Genomic DNA, 21,595 nt, shown 5'->3' on the forward strand with positions numbered 1-21,595 from the left:
ATGGATATGGCTTATTTTGTTGGAATGTTGAATACAAAATCGTTTTCCGCTACAAGGAGTTTGTGACAGTTGATGCAGGTAGTGGCAAATGCAACGGTTTTTCCAAAAGGCTTCAAGTCAGGCCCGTCGAACTTTGCAAAGCCCCAACCTTCCGTAGATTTATATTTTTTACTGTCCTTCACCATAAATTGAACATTCTGAAAATTCCCCGGCAGTACATTTCCTTCAGCATCCTCCCTTTGCTTGCCCCATACCACTTTTACCATCTGCGCGCCATCCGGAAAGGGAATCTGGTTATTTTTGATAGCCTTTATCATGATCTCGTTGCCATAAACGATCCGCATACTTCCTCCATCGAATTTATCTGTTACGCTTAGCACCGTCCATGATTTGTAACTGTCCGAATAGGCAATGCCTGTGATAGAGACTGGTGTGCCGGTTGAAATGAGCGTTTTACCATCCGATACATAAGGAGACCTGGTGATTTTGGCAGTATCTACCTTACTTCTTCCAGGAAGGGTATTTACGTAATCTTTGAGTATAGCCAGTTCTGAAGGGGAAATAGCTGCATTCGGGTGCACGGCGAGATAACGGGATAATGGCATTTTTTTCTGCTCTACAGCATTCACCATTTCCCATAATAGTACTTGTTGTTGTCCTGAAGGAATTTTGCTCCATTCAGAGAGATTAAATCTGGAACGTGCTTCTGTAATATCATGGGAGACAAGATAGGAGGCTGGCATCATCTTATCATACCAGGTAGGATCAGATTGATTGGAATGGCAATCATAGCACGATTTCCTGAGTATGGCGCTGACATTTGAAGGAACGTTTATTTCACCTTCGTGGGGTTTGTTGATAACTTCAGGACCCGTCAGCTGAAGGATCACATAAATTATTATCAGTGAGGCGGAAATGAAAAGGAATTTTTTGTTGGGTTTATATCGGAGCTTCCGCATATTTCAATTTTTTATTTTCTCCAAGAGATGATATTGAATTCGATCAAAGAGATGGCATTTAGTGAATCAACTATTGAAGTTCAACAATCATCTCTACTTCTAAGGCCATGTTGAATGGGAGTGTGTTTGTTCCAATTGCTGTGCGGGAATGCTTTCCCGGTTCACCGAAAACTGCTATCATTAAATCGGAATACCCGTTAACTACTTTAGGCTGATCATAAAAGGTGGATTCAGAATTTACATATCCATTAACTTTAACGATGCGCCTTATTTTACTGAGTTTACCTAAGAACTTTTTCAGAACAGCTATCTGATTAATAGCAGTGATTCTTGCCGCCTGATAACCTTGTTCAACAGTCAACTCTTTTCCAAGCTTTCCGGTTACATACTCCCCGTCGGATTTCAGTGGGCCTTTACCTGACAGATACAATAATTTCCCGGTTTGAACTACATCGAGGTAACTTCCGAGCGATTGGCCAGGCTCTGGAAGGTTTATGTTCAATTGTTTGAGTTTGTGTTCAGGTGTTTGCGAAAAAGCTTTCAAAGAGATTAAAAGCAATAGTATTGTGAGTATTTTCATGAAAGACTTTTTTTTGCTATGCGAGTCAGGTTATCAACCGATGATGATGATTAACCAACTAAAAGCGGAAAAAACCGGCAGGTAAACTCATGCTTACCTGCCGGTTTTTGTTAGTACTTGTGTTGTGCGGCCGGTGACTCCATGAAGTTGATCAGCTCTGCATTAAACTTCTCCCGCTCCTCGATAAAAAGTGCATGACCGCTTTTTTCCAGGGGTACCAGCTTAGAATGGGTAAGAAGTTTTTGCATCTGTTCTGCAAGATCATAAGAACAGATTTTGTCTTTTACGCCGTGAAGGATCAGCGTAGAAAGCTTAATCTTCGCAAGATCCGGTCTCAGGTCACTATCCCTCAGGGTAGCCAGGCACTGAGCCATAGCATAAGGTGAGGCTTGAGCTTGTATGGTACCTAACCATGCTCCATGGCCAGCTGATACGCTATTCTCATCAGCAGGGAATATTTTGCCAAAACTCTCAAACAATTGTGGCCGGTTGGTATTATTAAGTGCAATCAGGCCGTTTACATCTTCTTTAGACCATAGGCCGAAATTAAAGTCGTCCCTCTTTGTCCAAATCGGTGCTGCTGCGCCAAACAATGCCATTCTATTCACATGTGCACCATTATACTTTGCAACATAATGTATTACAGTAGCACCACCCATTGAGAAGCCACCAATTGTAGCGTTTTCAATGTTCAGTTTATCCAGAATAACCTTGATGTCATCTGCAAACACATCATAGTTATACTTTCCATATGGTTTGTCAGATTGCCCAAACCCGCGTAAGGTTATACCGATTACACGATACCCTTTCTGTATAAGTTCAGCATATTGGTACTCGTACATGGCATCGCTCAATGGCCAGCCATGAATCAGGACAACAGGTTTTCCTTCTCCCATGTCGGTAACATGGAGCTTGACATTTTTTTCGACTTCAATGTATTCAGCACGCACGGAAGATGTTCCTGACTGGGCGTTAAGATTTAGCGTAATAATTGACGCAACAGCGATCAGTAACCCTTGTTTTACACTTTTCATTAATTTTTCTGTTCTCATTTTTGTTTTGAAATTTTTCCGGCCTTTGACCGGCAGTTTGTATTGATTAATCTTAAAATTGGCAAACGGTGAGACAGGACTTTTCTATTTTAATGCCAAACGCTTTGTTGCAAACACACCTTTTCAACAGGCTGTATTAGTTATTGATTATCAACAATCAGATGCTTTTGGGAACAAATTCTTTTATCAGTCTTTTGTAACCAGTTCTCCGATTAAACCGGAGATAAATCCATTTTTCTACGGCATACCCGTAAAATACCGGAGTAGGTATGGCATTTAGAAATACCAGGACATCCGAAAAACTCCGATATATTCGTATTTTATTACGAAAAAGACGGAGTTTAATAGCTTTTTTCTTACCTGGGAACCAATTATTAGCTGGTGATTTTTCGGGTATTGATTTTGTTAATACAGCGCTGTAATTCAAAAATGAGTTTCCATCGTTTATATCATTTGCTTTTGGCAGTTATCCTTCTTGCCTTTAACATTACATGTCAATCGGTGCCGCTGTTTGAAACTTTTGCTTCAGTGATGTATCAGGCTGTTCCCCAGGAGCCTGCCAGCAAAAAAGGGCAGGCAGAAAAACTGGAAGCATTGGCTCAGATGCATCAGATCCAGGGAAATTATACCGAGGCTTTGCACTATGGCCTGGCTGCCCTTAAAAATGCACAGGAGATTGGTGACACAGCCAAACTCTCCCGGTATTTCCTCCAGCTCGGATATCTCTACCACGACTTAAAGCAACCAGACAAAGCGCTTGAGAGTTGTGCCGAATCTCTCAGGCATGTGGTTGAAGTGAATAAAGACAATGACAGTTTTAATATTTTATCTCTTGCTGTAAATGTTCTGTTAGCGCAACACAGGGTAAAAGAAGCGTTGCAATACATCAGTAAATTCGTCAGGGCTACTCCACCAACTTCGCTTAAGAGTATCGCAATGCTTACCCTTTTTAAAGCGCAGTGTTATGCGGCGCTGCAACAATATCCCCTGGCAAAAAAGCATATTCTGCTTGCAGAAGCGTATTTACGGGAAATAGATGGGGCTAAAGACCTCATATTTCATAACGATTCCTACCGGATGGGGGTTTACCAGGTAGCGGGTGAACTTTATATGGCCACAAAGGACTACCCGAAAGCCAGAAGTTATTTTAAGAAAATGGTTCAGGTAAACCAAAAAGTAAAGTATTTGAGCGAAGAAGTGCTACATGAGCAATTGCTATCTAAGCTCGATTCTGCACAAGCAAACTTCAAGGGTGCCCTTGTTCACCACCAACGGTATTCTTTTTTGAAGGATTCTATTTTCAATGAGGCCAGGAGCCGGCAGATTACCAACTTTCAGATTCAATATGAAACGCAGGCTAAGGTGCAACGAATCGCAATGCTCACCAAAAAAAATGAAATACAACAAGCATTACTTGCCCAAAACGAGTTTCAGCAAACTGTTTTCATCGTTGGTTCGATCCTGCTTTCAGCATTACTCCTATTAGTTTACAGAGGGTTCAAGGTCAAAAAAAAACATAATAAAATTTTAGAGGGCAAACAGGATGAGATTAACAGGAAAAATGAATCACTTAATCAGCTGCTTGCCGATAAGGAAATACTGTTGAGCAATAAGGATGAACTGCTGGAAGAAAAAGGATGGTTATTGAAAGAGGTGCATCACCGGGTCAAAAATAATCTTCAGATCGTAACAAGCCTGCTTAATTCTCAAGCTGCATATTTAAACGATATCAAAGCACTGACAGCAATAGAAGATACCCGGCACCGGGTACATGCAATGTCCCTGATCCATCAGAAACTCTATCAATCGGACAGAATTGCGACAATAGCGATTGATGACTACTTAAGAGAACTGGTTGAACACCTGAGCGACTCCTATAACAGTGATGGTAACATCAGTTTTCAACTAGAGATCCTACCAATGGAAATGAATGTAGCCATGGCCGTACCCTTAGGTTTATTGGTTAATGAAGCTGTTACAAACAGTATTAAGTATGCCTTTCCAGACGGCAAGGCAGGCATAGTTTCTCTTTCCCTCAGGGAAGTGCTTCCATGCAGTTATTTGCTCACCATAGCCGACACTGGTATAGGAATAAAAAATACTTCAGATTTTTCATCACGCCGCTCTTTGGGCATGAGTCTTATGAAAGGCCTGAGTAAACAATTGTGTGGCGATTTAACGCTTGATAATACAAATGGCTTAACCATTAACGTTCTTTTTACACCTTCTCTAATCAATCCCACCTATGGCATCGAAAAGTAATAATACGGAACTATCACTTATGGCAACATCGATAGGCCAGAATGTACTGATTGTAGAAGACGAATTTATCGTAGCCAATGACCTTGAAATGATGCTGGATAGGGCGAAATACAGGATTGTAGGTATTGCATCCTCTGTACAGGAAGCTTTGGTTTTCATCGATAAACAAAAGCCCGATATCGTAATATTGGATATCATGTTACAAGGGCAGCAAACAGGCATTGAGCTTGCAAAGATGTTAGCCAATATGGTAATACCTTTTGTTTATCTATCCGCTAACTCCAATCCAGGCACCCTCGAAGAGGCCAAAGCAACACATCCCTATGGGTTCTTAGTTAAACCATTCCGGGAGAAAGATGTGCTGGTAACTTTACAGATGGCGCTGTATCGGCATGCCCATAGTCTTGAAACATGTATTCGCAAGGAACAGTCATTGAAGATTGCTTTGTATGATATTTTTTCTCAAAGAGGCGAATGGAAACAAAAAATGCAAGAGTTAAACCAGCTGTTTGATCCCTTCATTCCTCATGATTATTTGTTTGCAGGATTGATAAATGATCAGGATGTTTTTCCAATGCTGGGTGTTTCACAAATTGGCCGCGACGAATATCAGCATATTGGCGTAACAGAACTTGCCGGGTTAAGCGGTTTTTCGGTACAGGAACTGGGCCTTATTTTACCAGATTTTTTTCTCGTAAATTCCGGAATTTGTCAGGGTAGTGATTTTGGTTCATTGAAAAGCAGCAATAAGTTTGTGGATTTACTTGCAGGGACGCTTCGGTTTGGGGCAAGCCTGGTGTACCAGCTACAATTATCCCAGGGGCTGGTCTTTTTGATTTCATTTTTCAGGCGACAAAGCGATGGGTTCCATACTGAGCATTTAGCGCTACTTGAGCGATTGAAAGAGCCTTTGATGCTCACAATCGACAGGAGGATTGCATTTGAAGAAATAGATAAGCTAAGAAAAAGACTTGAAGAGGAAAATCACTTTCTGCAAGAGGAAGTGAAGACCAACATCGAATATGGCGAAATTGTAGGGGCCAGTAAGTCTTTGAGCGAAGTTTTTAAAAAAATAGAACAGGTATCTGCGATAGATACATCTGTACTTATACTCGGAGAAAGCGGGACAGGGAAGGAACTCGTTGCAAGATCCATTCACAACCGTTCTCCCAGAAAAAACAAAATCCTGGTCAAAGTCAACTGCGCTGCACTACCGCCAAGCCTGATCGAGTCAGAATTATTCGGGCATGAAAAAGGTGCGTTTACAGGAGCGATTGAGAGACGGATTGGCAAATTTGAGTTAGCAAATGGAGGAACTATCTTTCTGGATGAAATTGGCGAAATGCCCCTTGAACTTCAGGCCAGGTTGCTGCGTGTATTGCAGGAAAAAGAAATAGAGCGGCTGGGAGGTAAAGACTGCATTAAAGTTGATGTCCGTATCATTGCCGCAACCAACCGTGATCTTGAAAAGGAAGTTGGTGAAGGTAGGTTCAGGTTAGATTTGTATTACCGCCTGAACGTATTTCCAATTCTGTTACCGGCGTTACGCGACCGCAAGGAAGATATACCTTTATTAGCCGATTTTTTTGGAAAGAAACTGTGCAGAAAAGTAGGAAAGCCGTTCCGGGGAATTGATGAGCGGGCAATGATAGACCTGCTGCAGTATCAATGGCCTGGCAATATAAGAGAACTTGAAAATGTGATTGAACAGGCCGCAATTGTAGGTGACGGACAAGGTTTGCTGACTTTGGGCCGCCAGTTGATTAATAAGGCTATTGAGCCAGGCGGGGCGCAAGGAAGCACCTCAGGTGGAGGACCTAAAACGCTTTTGGAAATAAAGCAGTTGCAACAGCAAACAGAAAGGGAACATATCTTAACAGTTCTCAAAAAAGCCAATGGCCGGATACGGGGTAAGAACGGTGCCGCGGAACTGCTGAATTTAAAACCGACAACGCTGGAGTCCAGAATGGAAAAGTTGGGGATTAGCCGGTCGAATATTTGAATTAAACATAGGACGACAATGTGCACAAAAAAAGCGCTACCAGTAGCGCTTGATGTGATTCGGCTGGGACTCGAACCCAGGACCCATACATTAAAAGTGTATTGCTCTACCAACTGAGCTACCAAATCGTTCCTGTAAACAGGACGGCAAATGTAGCGTGAAAATGTTTTCACACCAAGTAAAATTGAAAAACGTTGTTTATAACCTGCTAATTATCATAAAAAAGCCGGATTAGAAATGCCTGGAATTCTGCCTGTGTCAGTTTCCGGGAGTTGCCGGAGAGGTTGTAACAAATTCCGTTTTTAGTGCCATATAAAAAGGTGGTTTTGGGCGATTGGCTTTGCGGATGCGAAACATCAAATAACACAAAGCCTGTCGTTGCTGAGCTGTCAGTTATAATCTGCGTAGGCCTGCCCGTTTCATGAAAGTATGCGGTATCCCATGCCACAAAGTGGTGGGTAAACTCCTGATCGCTATCCTGCTTCTGGTTAAAGGGATAAAAGCGCCGGGGATTTTTGGTTACCGCAATGTTGGTGGTAGAATCTTCGTTGCTGAAATAATGCTGACGGCTAACGGAGTTCTCGCCCTGGTCTTTCCATTTTCCAGGTAGGGTAATATTGCCGTAAGGCAGCAGTATTAATACAGTGTTGTTCTTCTGTTCATCGTAGTGTACACTGTTAATAGTAGAGGTTTGTGCGGTTTTGCAGGCGGGTGTTACCGCTAACACGCTTACAAAGGCAAGCAAAGCAATGGTTCTGATCATAGCAGATTGTTTAAAAGGCTGTCAGGTTTTGTGACTACCTAATTTACTTCATTTTTATACCCGGCCGGGGTAATTTCCTGTATTGTGTCGCATACGTACATAAAAAAGCCCCGGCAAAAATGCCAGGGGCTATGTTGCACAAGTAAAAAGGGCTCAGTTTAAAACTTAAAGGTCAGGTTGCCGGTAATGCGCAGCGGATTCTGTGCAGCCAGGCGGTACGACCAGTATTTTTCGTTAGTCAGGTTATCCGCCTTAATGCCAATGCGGAAGCTGGGCTGATCGTAAAACACAGCGGCATCCAGTACGGTATAAGAAGGGATGGTAAATTTGAATGTAGGGTTATTGGTTTGATTGTATTCGCTGGCATAAATACCGCCGAATCCAAACCCAAGGCCTTTGATGGCACCGTGGGTTAAACGATAGCTTACCCACAGGTTGGCTACTTTGGCGGGTCCGGCGGTGGTAGGGCGCAGGCCGGTGAGTGAATCTGCTTTTGTATACCTGCTGTTGTTATACGTATAACCTGCTACTATATTCAAACCTGATATGGGGTTGGCTATCACCTCTGCTTCAAAACCCTTACTAAGTTGGGTGCCGGTTTGCAGGGAAAAGCCATTATGCTCCGGATCGGCCATAGTTTGGTTGGTTACTGAAATATTGTAATAACTAAGGGTGGCGCTTATTGTAGAAAAGTCCAGCTTTACACCACCTTCCCACTGGTTGGCGTATTGCGGCTTAAAGGTGTTGCCGTTAAAATCAGCGCCGTTGGCATTGTTAAAGCCATTCATATAGTTGCCAAACACCGATACTTTATTTTTTACTACCTGATATACCGCACCAAATTTGGGTGATAAGGCAGTTTGTTTATAAGCATCTTTAGAGGTATCTACGTTGGGGTAATAGCTGCCTTTGTTTACATAGCGGTCTACCCGCAGGCTGGCCATTACCAGTAATCTTCCGGTAATGTTCAGCACATCTGAAGCATAGGCGCTATAGGTGTTTTCCCAGTTAGATATAAAGTTTACAAAGTTGGCATTGGCAAAGCGGGGTGCTATTCTGGCAACGGTAAAGTTGTTGTATTTAGTGCCGGTTTTCTGGTAGTTTACTGTATCTGCCACAATAGTAGCATCATTGCGGCTGACCTTGAGGCCATAGTAATCTACGCCCACTACCAGTCTGTTACGGAGCTTGCCCACATAAAAGTCGCCTATAAAGTTTTGCTGTATATCGGTACCATAGTAGGGGTACTCCTGGTAAGTAACAGAACGCGTCATACTGGTATCTGTAACAGCGGAAAAACTGGTTACATACCCATCCGAGGAGGAGCGTGTGCGCGATACAACGGTTTGCGAGGTCCAGTTGCTGCTCAGTGTATACTTAGCCTGGGCAAATATGTTGTATTGCTGGCTGTTGTAGGCAATGGTGTTGTTACCAAAAGATAATTTGTACGGAATGGTCATATCCTTCATGTTCCTCACCTTGCCTTTGGTATAAGGTGCCAGCCGGGTAGGTGAAGTGGCTTTATTCCAGCTCATCTCCACATCCAGCAACAACGTAAGTTTGTCATTCACTTTATAAGAAAAGCTGGGTGCTATCAGAAAGTTTTTGGTAAAACCTGCATCCTGAAAGCTTTTCTCGCTATGCAGGGCAGTATTGATACGCAGCAAAGCAGTTTTGTCTTTATTCAGCGGCGAGTTAATATCGGCCGTTAAACGGTTCAGATCCCAGCTGCCGGCAGAATAAGATACTTCCCCTTTAAATGTATCAAAAGGCTTTTTGGTAACCCGGTTGAACAAGCCACCAAAGGAGGATAAGGTGCTGCCAAACAGCGTGGCGGAAGGGCCTTTAATTACTTCAATACGTTCCAGGTTGGCAGGGTCTACTGTAGTATACGTAAAGCTGCCTACGCCGTTGCGTACTAGTTGCGGCGTAGCAAAGCCGCGGGAAATAAAAGTGGTTCTGCCCTGGTTTCTGATTTCAGCAACACCGGCACCGGGTACGTTTTTAAAAGCGCTGTTATAATCGGTAACAATCTGCTCTTTCATCAGCTCTTTACTTACCACTGTATACACCTGCGGGTTTTCCATATTGCTCAGCGGCAGTTTAGATACATCACCACTTTCCTTTCTGGCAAAGCGGTTGCCGCCACTGCTTACCACTACTTCTTCCAGGTGTTGCAAGGTGTAGTTCAGTGTAATGCTTACCGGTGTGCTTTTACCATCGGCAACAGCTACCGTTACCAACATAGGCTCTAAACCTACCAGTGAAGCCTGGAGGTGATAGGTGCCGGAAGGAATGTTGTGAAAAATAAATTCGCCGCTGGTATTGGTGATAGCGGTTTTAGATAGCTCCTGTATACGAATGGTAACACCGGGTGCTACTTCACCATTGCTGGTGGTAACGGTGCCGGTAATACTGATGGCTTTGTCGGCTTCGCGGGCAAAAACTGTCAGTTGATAGAATACGGAAATGCATAGCAGTAGGGGTATCCTGAAAATGATTCTTTTCAGAAGTCTGTTCATAAATGAAGGTTTTGATCTATACCCGCAAAAGTGCGTTAATGCAGTGTGGTGATGCTGTCGAAAAGAGGAAAAATACATATCCGGGGTACGCTTATTTCCTCTTTTCGTAAATGGGCCTGCCAGTATTCTCAAAATTGTAAGTGGTGCTTATGCGGTGATAATCAGTTCGTTTTGACTTTCCCCCTTAATTCCCTACTTTTAAATAAATAACAAGATTCTGTGGCAGAAGAACCAACCCCGATTACATGTTTTATTGTAGATGATGATGAAGATGACCAGGAAGTGTTTGCTGCTGCCATGGATAAAACCGGCTTCCGGCATTACCGGTGCATTTTTGCCGGAGATGGTGCGGAAGCCATGGAAAAACTGAGTGCTGATTTCCAGCCCGACTTTATTTTTCTTGATCTGAATATGCCGCGCCTTAACGGCATACAATGCCTTTGTGAAATAAGAAAACAGGCGCATCTGCAACTGGTGCCTGTTGCCATATATACCACTTCGGCAGATGATTCCAGTAAAACGCAGGCGTTTGAGCTGGGTGCCAACGCATTTATTGCCAAACCCACCCGGTTTAGCGAACTGGTGAACAGACTGAACGAATATTTTACCACACATGGGCCTGTAAGGGCAAATCAATAATATGACTGATAATACACCACAGTTCCTGGCCGGCGGCGGCGAAATGGGAAAGCTGATTCGTTCTATGGACTGGTCAAAAACGGCGTTGGGACCTGTGGAATCCTGGCCGCAGAGTTTACGTACCACTGTCAGTCTTTGTTTGTCATCTACTTTTCCCATTCTGATAGCCTGGGGGCCGGAAACTATTCAGATTTATAACGATAGTTACCGGCCTATCTGCGGCGCCAAACACCCCGAAAGCATGGGGCAGAACTTCCGTATCTGCTGGGAGACTGCACTGCCGGTAGTGGGCGATAAGTTTACCCGTGGCCAGGAAGGAGAGGGTACGTACATTAAAGACCAGCGTATGTTTCTGGATAGGTATGGTTACCTGGAAGAAGCCTTTATGACTTTTTCTTTTGCACCCATCCGTGATGAGTCTGGCAACGTAGGGGGCATCTTTCACCCCATTACAGAAACCACTGAAAAAATGCTCAGCGCCCGCCGTACACAGGTATTGCGCGATCTGGCTGCCCAGCTGGCCAAAGCGCAAACGGTGGAGGAAATATGCCGCTTTGCCCTGCATAACTATCAGGAGTATATTACTGATCTGCCTTTTCTGCTGCTGTATAAAATTGATTCCGAAACCCAACAGGCGCATTTGCTTACTGCTGCCGGGGTTGAGCAGGCGCAGGCATTAGCACCGGAGGTGATAACTGCCGGTGATGACCGCAATGGCTGGCCTGTTGGCGAAGTGCTGCAGGGGAAGATACAACAGGTAAATGCGCTGGCGGAACGTTTTGGGCAGTTTACCTGCGAGCCGTACCCGCAAACGCCGGATGTGGCTATGCTGTTGCCGGTGCAGTTATCGGGCCAGGAAGCGCCGTACGGTTTTATTATAGCCGGGGTAAGTGCCTGCAGGGCTATGGACCCGGAGTATCTTAGCTTTTACGAATTACTGAATAATACTTTTAATACTGCTTTCTCCAATGTATATGCTTATGAGCAGGAACAGAAGCGGGCAGAGGCTCTTGCTGAGATTGACCGTTCTAAAACGGCCTTTTTCAGCAATGTAAGCCACGAGTTCAGAACGCCGCTTACCCTTATGCTGGGGCCGCTGGAAGAACTATTGCAACAACCCCTGCTGAATGCAGAACCTGCCATACGGGAGAACATTGCTTCTACCCACCGCAATGCACAGCGTTTGCTGAAACTGGTAAACAATCTGCTCGATTACAGCCGGGTGGAGGCAGGCCGTGTACAGGCCCTGTACCAGCCGGTAAACCTGGAAGAGCTTACCTGCGATTTATCCAGCAGCTTCCGGGCTATTATTGAAAAGGCAGGTATGCAGCTGGTGGTAGATTGCCAGCCATTGCACCAGCAGGTATATGCCGATAAGGAGATGTGGGAGAAGATAGTATTGAACCTGCTATCTAACGCCTTTAAATATACCATGGAGGGGGCTATTACCGTGCGCCTTTCCGAAGCCGGTAACGATGCCGTGTTACAGGTACAGGATACCGGCACCGGCATACCTGCTAAAGAACTGCCGCATATGTTTGAGCGCTTTCACCGGGTAGAGCATGCTACCGGCCGCACGCACGAAGGTTCGGGCATTGGCTTGTCGCTGGTGCACGAGCTGGTACAGTTGCACAACGGGCATATTGCGGTAGAAAGTGAACTGGGTAAAGGCACCTGTTTTACTATCCGTATTCCGTTTGGCAGGGCGCACCTGCCTGCTGCGTTGGTATCTGAAACAGAAAAACAGATTGATACCAGCTTTTTAAAAGGAGCGTTTTTGCGGGAAGCGGAAGGCCTGCTGGATAATACCGTAACTACAGTAACTGCAGGAGACGAAGCAGTAGAAAGCATACCCATAACTGCCGGAGAAAAGGATACCGTACTGATAGTAGATGATAATGCCGATATGCGCCAGTACCTGGTAAGGCTGCTGGAAGGGCATTATGAAACAGATACCGCTGTGAATGGCCAGGATGCGCTGCATAAAATACAACATAAACATCCTGCATTGGTGCTGAGCGATATTATGATGCCGGTAATGGATGGGAAGGGATTACTGCACCAGCTGAAAGCCAGCCGGGATACTTCTTATATACCGCTGATTTTTCTATCTGCCAGGGCGGGTGATGAGGCTCGGGTAGACGGGCTGGAGGATGGCGCGGATGACTACCTGGTAAAACCCTTTTCAGCCAAAGAGTTGCTTACCAAAATAAAAGCGCAGATTGCCATATCTAAAACCCTTTTGCAGCGTACCAGCGACCTTAAAACGGCCAATGATGAACTGATGCGCACCAACGTGGAACTGCGCGATTTTGCCTACATAGCCAGCCACGATTTGCAGGAACCGCTGCGGAAGATTCAAACCTTTGCAGATATATTGTTGAGCCAGGAGCCGGAAGATTACAAATCGACCCGGACTTATCTGGAAAAGATCATTACTTCTGCCAACCGCATGTCTGTTCTTATCAAAGATCTGTTGAAGTATTCCAAACTTACCCGCAACACAGAGCCACTGGAAATGGTAGATCTGAACGCCATTGTACGGCAGGTAACGGGCGATTTTGAACTGGTAATACGCAGAAAAAGTGCCGAAGTGCATACCAGCGGATTACCTGCATTGAAAGCAGTGCCTATACAAATGAACCAGCTGTTTTATAACCTGCTGGGCAATGCCCTTAAGTTTGCAGATAAGCCACCGGTAATTCATATTACTGCTGCCTTGCTGGCAGCCGAACAGCAGGCACTGGTAGAAGGTTTACAGCCGCATATGCGTTATTATGAAATAAAGGTGCAGGATAACGGAATAGGTTTTGAGCAGAAGTATGCCACACAAATCTTTACCATTTTTCAGCGGCTGGTGCGGCAGAATGAATATGAAGGCACGGGCATAGGCCTTACCATGTGCCGCAAAATTGCCGAAAACCATCAGGGGCTTATTACCGTTGCTTCTAAACCCGGTGAGGGTAGCACGTTTACAGTATACCTGCCATGCAGTTAAAATACTGTATATATTTGTGGCAGTCCCCTTTTTGAGAACAGGGTTTCTGCCATAGTACTGCGTGAGAGATAATACGGTTATATATGATGAGGTTGTGGTAATGCAACGTTTCCGCGAAGGAAACGAAGAGGCATTTACCCTCATATACAAACAGCTGTACCAGCGGGTATACCTGTATGCCCGTAAATATCTGGAGGCTATGGAGGATGCCGGTGACGTTACTGCTGAAAGCTTTTTGCAATTATTACAGGGCAACCGCAACTTTACCTCACTGGATGGTGTAGCAGCCTTTCTGCATGTAACGGTGCGTAACAGATGTATTAATCTGTTGAAGCACAGGCAAATGAAAAACAACCACCACGCCGCTATACTCAAAACCCTGGAGGAAGAAGACCCGGCAGATTTACTGGAAGATAAAATACGGGTAGAACTGTTGCATAAAATTTATGCAGAGGTGGATAAGCTGCCCGAACGGATGCGGGAGATTTTTCTTTTGTCTTACCTGGAAGGCTTAAAGCCTGCCCAGATTGCAGAGCGGCTACAGATTAAACCCCAAACCGTCATTAACCAGCGGGTAACTGCGCTGAAGTTATTGCAGCAGATGCTTACAGGCGAACAACTGTTGTTATTACTGCTGCTGATAAAAAAATAAAAAATAATTCCCTTTTCACTGGTTGAAATGGCAGGTACGATTGTAGTATCTGTACCATGACTACTGCTGAGCAAGTTTCTCATTTATTATTTAAACATTTACAGGGTACACTGTCTGTTGAAGAACAGCAGCAGCTGGAGCATTGGCTGCAGCAATCGCCCCGCAACCGGCAGTTATTCAACAGCGTTAATGATGAAGCGCAGTTGCGGCAACAGCTGTTAGTATACCAGGAAGCACAACAACAGGAGCAGCCCGTTTGGGATAAAATACAGCAATTGCGTAACCGCCCCTCTGCCGGTACAGTAAGGCAGGTCCGTTTTCCCCGTAAATGGATGTGGGCGGCCGCATTATGTGTATTGCTGGCAGGTACAGGTGTATATGTATGGAATAACACCCCTGGGCAGGCCCCGGACAATACCGCAACAGTTGCTGTACACGACGTGCAACCGGGTAAAACAGGCGCTGTGTTAACCCTGGCAGATGGCAGGCAGGTGGTACTGGATAGCCTGCAAAACGGCGTGGTGGCAGTAGAAAATGGTGCCCGTGTAACGCTTAAAAACGGAGGGCTGGCTTACAATGGCTCCGCTGATAATACCACTGCCGCCCCTTTATATAATACGCTTTCCACGCCCCGCGGCCGGCAGTTTCAGCTGGTGCTGCCAGATGGTACCCACGTATGGTTAAACGCAGCCAGCTCCCTTCAATATCCCACACAGTTTACCGGAAAAGAGCGGAAAGTGGTAGTAACGGGCGAAGCATATTTTGAAGTAGCGGCCAGCAGCACCCTGCCTTTTACGGTAGTAACCGGTAACGCAGCAGTACAGGTGCTGGGCACCAGCTTTAACATCAACGCTTATAACAACGAGGGCTTGCTAGCAGCCACCCTGGTAGCGGGCAGCATTAAAGTATCGGCCGGTGAATCCACCGTATTACTAAAACCCGGACAACAGGCGCAGGTAAACCATGCAGCCGCAAAACAGGAAGTGAAAGTGGTGCGTGATGCGGATGTTGCCCAGGTGGTTGCCTGGAAAGAGGGCGTATTCAATTTTGAAGATGTTACCCTGGAAGAAGCTATGCGCCAGCTGGAACGGTGGTATGATATAGAAGTAACCTACGAAAAAAAGATACCCGATATACGCTTTGGCGGCAAACTGAGCAGAGATATGAGTTTGAAAGGACTACTGAAATCGCTGGAAGAGGCAGATGTGCATTTCAGAATAGAGGAGGGGCGAAGATTAATTGTTTTACCATAAACCCATCATAAAACCGGATAGGCTTTAAAAGCAAAAACCGAAGGTGCTCGCAACACCCCCGGCAAGTAGTTGAGCTGATTCCAAATGCATCGAAGCAATTTTAAAACAACCAAACTGACACAAAAGTATGCCAAAAACTGCTACCCGCAGCCGGTGGAGTGTGCCCGTGCGCGCTTGTAAAACATTTCCCCGGCTTCCGGCTCAAACGGTAAAAGTTATGAGACTATTGACGTTTTTTCTTTTTGCGTTATGCCTTACCGCATCGGCACGGTCCTCTTCGCAGAGTATTACACTCTCAGGTAAAGAGCTGCCGCTGAAAAAGGTGTTTGCTGCTATTGAAGCGCAAACAGGTTTTGTATTTTTCTATAACAAGCAACTGCTGGCGCATACAAAGCCGGTTACTGTATCGGTGGTAGATATGCCACTGAACGAATTTCTGAACAAAACGTTGAAAGATCAGCCGTTGCATTTTCGTTTTGAAGGCAAAACCATTACGCTTTCCCGCAAAGCAGAACGTGTGCCTTCTATGCCTCCGCCGGAGATATATGAAGCGCCGCCTGCGGATAGTATTAAAAAGGTAACCGGTACGGTAATGAGTGAATCTGGCGAGCCCATTGCAGGTGCCAGTGTAATGCTGAAGGGTAGCCGCAGAGGGGTAAACACCGGCAGCCGGGGCGATTTTGCCCTGGAGGCACTGCCCGGGCAAACATTGGTGGTTTCCTTTGTTGGGTACAACGATTATGAAATTAAAATAAAAACACCTGGTGAAAAGTTACTGGCGAAAATGACACCTTCATCCACCTCTATGACAGACATGGTGGTAACGGGTATTTACCAGCGTAAAAAAGAAAGCTTTACCGGTTCTTCTACCACCTATACGTCTAAAGAACTGAAAATGGTGGGCAACCAGAATGTGCTGCAAAGCCTGAAAACACTGGACCCCGCGTTTGCTATTGTTGAAAACAGCACTTACGGCTCAGACCCCAACAGGCTGCCGGATATTGAAATAAGAGGTAAGAGCAGTGTGATTGGCCTTACGGAGCAATACGGTACCAACCCCAACCAGCCACTTTTTATATTAGATGGTTTTGAAAGTACACTGTCTATCATCAGCGACTTTACCATGGACCGTATTGAAAGCATTACTGTGCTGAAAGATGCAGCAGCTACTGCCATCTATGGTTCCAAGGCTGCCAATGGCGTAATAGTAGTGGAAACCAAGCGCCCTACGCCCGGCGCGCTGCGTATTAACTACAACCTCAACTCTACAGTCAGCGTTCCTGATCTGTCAGATTACAACCTGATGGATGCAAAGGAGAAAGTGGAATTTGAACGTCGTTCCGGTTTCTTCGGTACGTTAGATGCGAATGGTAATATTATTACCGATGGTGGTGATGCTAAATACCAGAGCCGTTTAAAAGAAGTACAGCGTGGCGTAAATACTTACTGGGCCGGAGAACCGCTGCGCACTGCTATTACACAAAGGCATACCCTTTTTGCAGAAGGGGGCGATGCTACCCTGCGCTACAGCGCCTCACTCAGCTTTGGTAAAACACCAGGTGTTATGAAAGGCTCTGCACGCGATGTAACCAATGGTAACGTAAGGCTTATCTATCGCAAAGGGCGTTTGTCGGTAAGCAACTCACTTAGTCTCGACTTTGTAAACACAAAGCGCGAAACGATTCCTTTCTCGGCCTTCTCCAGGGCCAACCCTTATCTGCGTAAATACAATGCCAGCGGGGGAATTGATAAAATTCTGGAGCAGTTTCAGTATTTTGACATTACCACTTTTTCTACGCTTACGGAAACTAACTATAATCCGTTGTATGACATGAGTAATAACAATGTCAACAAATCTGCATCCAACGGTTTTACCAACAACTTTGAAATAGAATGGCGTGTACTGGACGAGTTGCGCGCCCGCACCCGTGTAGGCATCAACGGCCTGGCTATACGCAGTACGGTATTCCGTTCGCCTTTTAATTCAGAATACGTGGATATAGATCCGCTGCTGCGTGGCGATTATAATGAGCAGAACGACCGGCAGACCAACTACGATGGGGATTTCAGCCTTACCTACGGCAAACTGTTCAACGGCAAACATATGGTAAATGCTGTGGCAGGTACCCGGCTGAATCAGGTATCTTCTACACTGAGCGGATACGAGGTAAAGGGTTTTATAGATGATGATTTCAGCAATCCTGCTTTTGCATTTGGTTATCCCGAAGGCAAAACGGCTTCCTATCAGGAAGCGAAACGCCGCGCCGCCAGCTTTTTCCTCAACACCGGTTATTCTTACGACAACCGGTATCTGATAGATGCTACTTTCCGGTCTGATGGAGCTTCTGTATTCGGTGCTTCGCGTCAGTTTACTTCTATCTGGTCGCTGGGCCTGGCCTGGAATATTCATAAAGAGGCGTTCTTCCGCAATACCGCTTCTGTAAACTTCCTGCGTGTGCGTGGCTCGGTGGGTAATCCTGGTAACCAGAATTTCAGCGATAATATCTCCACCCGTGTATACCGGTATAACAATGATAACCGCAACCCCTTTGGTTCCAGTGTAGTGGTGGGTACGTTTGGTAATAGCGCACTCAAATGGCAAAAGACGCTTGATAAGAACATTGGGTTAGATGTGGAACTGTTTAGCAGCAAGCTGAGAGTGAATGCCGATTTCTTTGATAAGAATACGGACCCGCTGCTGGTATTTGTTGCTATGCCTGCTTCTGCCGGTGCTTCCAGCTTTGCACAAAACCTGGGTGCGCAAAACACCAGAGGTTTTACCCTTACGGCTAATTATTCAGTGATACGTAACAGAAACCTTAACTGGTTGCTGAACCTGAACATGCGCCAGCTGAAATCGCGTTACAAAAACATGGGCAGTAGCCTGGATAATTTCAACAAAGAGAATAAAAGCCGTAACCTTATCCGTTATTACGATGGAGCCAGCCCTTCTGATTTGTGGGCGGTACGTTCAGTTGGTATTGATGCCGTAACCGGCCGCGAGATTTTTTTGAACAGCAATGGGCAGCAAACTTTTGTACACAACTATAACGATGAAGTGGTGGTGGGCAACAGCGAACCTGACGTGGATGGTATTGTGGGTACGAGCGTTTTCTGGAAAGGATTTTCTGCATCGGTAAACCTGCGTTACCGCCTGGGTGGACAGGTGTTTATGCAAACCCTGTATGAGAAGGTAGAGAATATATCTATCACCAGCGTATCCTTAAACCAGGACAAACGTGCGTTGTACGATCGCTGGCAAAAGCCGGGTGACAATGCTAAATTCAAAAACATTTATAATACTACCAGTACGCCCATTTCTTCCCGTTTTGTGGAGGATAATAATATACTGGCAGGCGAGGCTTTTTCTATCGGGTACGAAACTACCACAGCCAGATGGCTGAAATCGATCAGGGCGTCTTCGGTGAGCTTCCGTGCATACATGAATGATATCTTCCGCATTTCCTCTGTTACCAACGAGCGGGGTATTGACTATCCTTTTGCGCAGTCGGTATCGTTTTCCGTAGGAGTGCGGTTTTAATCAGTAATACCAAAACAGTAACAAATGAAATGGAGAATAATTGCCGTTTGTATTTCCGGTATGTTAGCCTTTAGCAGCTGCAAAAAATGGATAGATGTGAAGCCGACCGATAAGTTGTCGGAAGAAATGTTGTTTGCAGATAAAGAAGGCTTTTTAAAAGCATTGAACGGTGTGTATGTGGAGCTGGCTAATAATGCACTGTATGGAGAAAAGATGTCGGTATCTACCATAGATGTATTGGCGCAGTATTATTATATCACATCCACCACGCATTCTTCTTATTATACCACCATGTTCACCTACACGCAAAACAGCCCCAGAGCTGCTTTTGAGGGTATCTGGAAAAAAGCATACGAGCTGGTGGTAAACAGTAATATTATCATTAATAAATGTGGTGAGGCCAATCCGTTGCTGCCGGCACCTTACTTTGGTATAGTAAAGGGTGAGGCGCTTGCTTTAAGGGCTATGCTGCATTTTGATATGCTGCGTTTGTTCGGCCCTGTTTGGTCAGAAGCTACCAGAGGCAGTGCTTCGGTGCCTTATAACACGGCTCCTTTGCCTACTGTAACGCCACTATTGCCGGCCGATACGGTAATACAACGCGTAATTGATGATCTTACTGCAGCTGCGGCTTTGCTGAAAGAGGCAGATCCGGTTATTACGGAAGGGGTAAGGCATACGGCCAGTGCCTCTGGCGATAACAGTTTACACTACCGGCAATACCGCCTCAATTATTATGCGGTAAAAGCATTGCTTGCGCGTGCTTATCTGTGGAAGCATGATAAGGAAAATGCCTTAAAAGAAGCGAAAGAAATACTGGCAGAAGTACAAAAGCCTGCCAAACCCATCTTTCCTTATGTAACGCAGGCAGCGGCTAAACACGTAGAAACACCTGATCGCTTGTTTTCTACAGAAGTGTTTTTCGGGCTGTATACCGTTAACCGTTTTAACTTGTATACACAGCTGTTTGCGCCTGAGCGCGATCAGTACTCCCGCCTGCGTTTCAGCAATAACGATGATAATTTTTCACGGGTAAATGAAATGCTGGACGATCAGAACGATTACCGCCGCGATGCATGGGCGGCGCTCAATACCACCAGCGGTAGTTTTGTTACCCATTTAAAATACTTTGATTATACCAAAGCAGCATGGCGGTATATGGTTCCCTTAATTCGTTTAAGCGAAGTATTGCTGATTGCGGCCGAATGCAGTAATACCGTGGAAGAAGGCAGAACGTATCTGAACGCCGTGCGTAACAGCCGTAACTGTGTAAGTATAACACCTGCTGATGCAGCAGCGCTGAAAAGTGCTATTACACGGGAATTCAGGAAAGAGGTAATAGGGGAAGGGCAGATGTTCTTTTACTATAAAAGAAATGCCTCCCTTTCTATACCTAACAACGCAGCTCTTACCGGCACCAAAGCCATGACGTTGCCCAACTACGTGGTACCATTACCGGAAAGTGAAATCAGTGTAAGAAACAAGTAACAAACACCTGTTAAAACTACTATTATGAAACAATTATTGTTATGGCTGGTACTATTAGCAGGCGTGTTATCACTGCCAGCCTGCAAAAAAGAAATCAGGGGGTATGAGGGGGCAGAAGGTGTGTATTTTGCCGTGCAGAGTGGTGCTTCCTGGGGAACGGAGAGTACCATGCCCTTCCGGCCGTACACCAATGTGGAGTTTGTAAAAGTGCCGCAGGATACTACTGTGGTAAATATTAAGGTAATGATTACCGGACCGGTAAAGAATTATGACCGTCCGTTTAAAATAGCCATCAATCCCGATTCCACCACTGCACAGCAAGGCGTACATTACCTCGCTATTCCTGCGCAGGTGGTTATTCCGGCTAACGCTTACTTAGCTTATGTGCCTGTTACGTTGATGCGTACACCTGACCTGGAAACGGACACTAAAAAGATAGGTTTGCGGCTGCTGGCAAATGAACACTTTCAGCTTTCGTTTACTGAATGGGATGCGCTGCCAGGTTACACCGCTACCACAACCGGTATAGATTCTCAGTTTAATGCCAGCTTACATACCATTCGTGTAAATGATTTTTTGGTGCAGCCAGCTGTTTGGGTGGGCTCTGTACAGGATGGTAACCGCGAAGCAGGTATATGGGGTGCGTTTACCCGAAAAAAAATAGAACTGATGTATCGTCTGTTTAATCTTACCTATGCCGATTTTGGCAGCACTACCACCATGCCTTCGGTAAGAAGCTCGCTGATAGCATCGGAAGGAGGGAAGTATCTGCTGGAACAGTTCAATGCCGGCAATCCGATACTGGAGGATGACGGAAGGCTGATGTTTATAGGTAGTGTGCCATGGACATCTTACATAGGTGTAAAATGGGTTCCTTAATTCTT

The 21,595-nt window shown here is 45.3% G+C and carries 14 protein-coding genes and 1 tRNA gene; 9 read left to right on the top strand and 6 right to left on the bottom strand.

The annotated features are described in order from the left end of the window. Positions 1-11 precede the first annotated feature (11 nt). The 3 genes from IEY13_RS05265 to IEY13_RS05275 form a co-directional block, all read right to left on the bottom strand. Positions 12-959, bottom strand: coding sequence for a heme-binding domain-containing protein (locus IEY13_RS05265; protein ID WP_188950891.1), 948 nt, complete (start codon positions 957-959; stop codon positions 12-14). A 70-nt stretch (positions 960-1,029) separates the two neighbouring features. Beyond that, positions 1,030-1,539 (bottom strand): RidA family protein, encoded by a 510-nt coding sequence (locus tag IEY13_RS05270; protein WP_188950892.1) that lies wholly within the window; start codon positions 1,537-1,539, stop codon positions 1,030-1,032. 110 nt (positions 1,540-1,649) lie between these two features. After that, the gene (locus IEY13_RS05275; protein ID WP_229687739.1) at positions 1,650-2,591 is read right to left on the bottom strand and encodes an alpha/beta fold hydrolase; all 942 of its coding nucleotides are present in this window, start codon (positions 2,589-2,591) and stop codon (positions 1,650-1,652) included. 459 nt (positions 2,592-3,050) lie between these two features. Between IEY13_RS05275 and IEY13_RS05280 the strand changes: the two genes are divergently transcribed. Further along, entirely contained in the window at positions 3,051-4,853 is a 1,803-nt protein-coding gene (locus IEY13_RS05280; RefSeq protein WP_188950893.1) for a tetratricopeptide repeat-containing sensor histidine kinase, read from the top strand. Continuing rightward, complete coding sequence (locus IEY13_RS05285; RefSeq protein ID WP_229687741.1) at positions 4,837-6,855, top strand: sigma 54-interacting transcriptional regulator; 2,019 nt, start codon at positions 4,837-4,839, stop codon at positions 6,853-6,855. Before IEY13_RS05280 ends, IEY13_RS05285 begins: the two co-directional genes overlap by 17 nt. Before the next feature lie 55 nt (positions 6,856-6,910). On the opposite strand, the gene IEY13_RS05290 is transcribed toward IEY13_RS05285, so the two are convergent. The 3 genes from IEY13_RS05290 to IEY13_RS05300 all read right to left on the bottom strand — a co-directional run bounded on the left by IEY13_RS05290 (position 6,911) and on the right by IEY13_RS05300 (position 10,140). After that, positions 6,911-6,983, bottom strand: a tRNA-Lys gene (locus IEY13_RS05290). An 80-nt stretch (positions 6,984-7,063) separates the two neighbouring features. Continuing rightward, positions 7,064-7,618: a hypothetical protein gene (locus tag IEY13_RS05295; protein WP_188950894.1), complete on the bottom strand. Its 555-nt coding sequence runs from the start codon at positions 7,616-7,618 to the stop codon at positions 7,064-7,066. 158 nt (positions 7,619-7,776) lie between these two features. Further along, positions 7,777-10,140: a TonB-dependent receptor gene (locus tag IEY13_RS05300; RefSeq protein WP_188950895.1), complete on the bottom strand. Its 2,364-nt coding sequence runs from the start codon at positions 10,138-10,140 to the stop codon at positions 7,777-7,779. A gap of 219 nt (positions 10,141-10,359) precedes the next feature. Between IEY13_RS05300 and IEY13_RS05305 the strand changes: the two genes are divergently transcribed. The 7 genes from IEY13_RS05305 (at position 10,360) to IEY13_RS05335 (ending at position 21,590) form a co-directional block, all read left to right on the top strand. Further along, positions 10,360-10,779 carry a response regulator gene (locus IEY13_RS05305; protein WP_229687743.1) on the top strand — a complete coding sequence of 140 codons (420 nt, stop codon included), beginning with the start codon at positions 10,360-10,362 and terminating at the stop codon, positions 10,777-10,779. A 1-nt stretch (position 10,780) separates the two neighbouring features. Beyond that, positions 10,781-13,777 carry an ATP-binding response regulator gene (locus IEY13_RS05310; protein ID WP_229687744.1) on the top strand — a complete coding sequence of 999 codons (2,997 nt, stop codon included), beginning with the start codon at positions 10,781-10,783 and terminating at the stop codon, positions 13,775-13,777. 61 nt (positions 13,778-13,838) lie between these two features. Further along, entirely contained in the window at positions 13,839-14,429 is a 591-nt protein-coding gene (locus IEY13_RS05315; protein ID WP_188950896.1) for an RNA polymerase sigma factor, read from the top strand. Positions 14,430-14,485: 56 nt separating this feature from the next. After that, positions 14,486-15,682 carry a FecR family protein gene (locus IEY13_RS05320; RefSeq protein WP_188950897.1) on the top strand — a complete coding sequence of 399 codons (1,197 nt, stop codon included), beginning with the start codon at positions 14,486-14,488 and terminating at the stop codon, positions 15,680-15,682. A gap of 217 nt (positions 15,683-15,899) precedes the next feature. After that, positions 15,900-19,223, top strand: coding sequence for a SusC/RagA family TonB-linked outer membrane protein (locus IEY13_RS05325; protein WP_188950898.1), 3,324 nt, complete (start codon positions 15,900-15,902; stop codon positions 19,221-19,223). A gap of 24 nt (positions 19,224-19,247) precedes the next feature. Further along, entirely contained in the window at positions 19,248-20,711 is a 1,464-nt protein-coding gene (locus IEY13_RS05330; RefSeq protein WP_188950899.1) for a RagB/SusD family nutrient uptake outer membrane protein, read from the top strand. A gap of 24 nt (positions 20,712-20,735) precedes the next feature. Continuing rightward, positions 20,736-21,590 carry a DUF4843 domain-containing protein gene (locus IEY13_RS05335; RefSeq protein ID WP_188950900.1) on the top strand — a complete coding sequence of 285 codons (855 nt, stop codon included), beginning with the start codon at positions 20,736-20,738 and terminating at the stop codon, positions 21,588-21,590. Positions 21,591-21,595 lie beyond the last annotated feature (5 nt).

Origin of the sequence: Filimonas zeae, assembly GCF_014641615.1 — a bacterium.
Classification (GTDB): domain Bacteria; phylum Bacteroidota; class Bacteroidia; order Chitinophagales; family Chitinophagaceae; genus Filimonas; species Filimonas zeae.